Annotated in this window: 1 tRNA gene; it reads right to left on the reverse strand. The window is 49.8% G+C overall.

Annotated features, from left to right (window positions below):
• Nucleotides 1-49: 49 nt before the first annotated feature.
• Nucleotides 50-126: transfer RNA gene (locus tag K9V48_RS28815), tRNA-Arg, on the reverse strand.
• Between the last annotated feature and the right edge of the window lie 145 nt (nt 127-271).

The raw sequence follows: 271 nt of genomic DNA on the forward strand, positions 1-271 counted from the left end.
CTTGGTCCCAAACCAAGTGCTCTACCAAGCTGAGCTACTTCCCGTCATATGGCGCGCCCGAGAGGAGTCGAACCCCTAACCTTTTGATCCGTAGTCAAACGCTCTATCCAATTGAGCTACGGGCGCATTTATAGTGTCTAGCTGCGAAAGCCAAACCATACGGCTGTTTCACTTCTTCCTGCGGAGTCAAATAACAACTCCTTCTCAGAAGCTCCAACATCCTAGTGGTTTAAGCGGGCTTTCTCCGCTTTTCTAAAAATGGTGCCGAGGA

Source organism: Metabacillus rhizolycopersici, assembly GCF_020075705.1.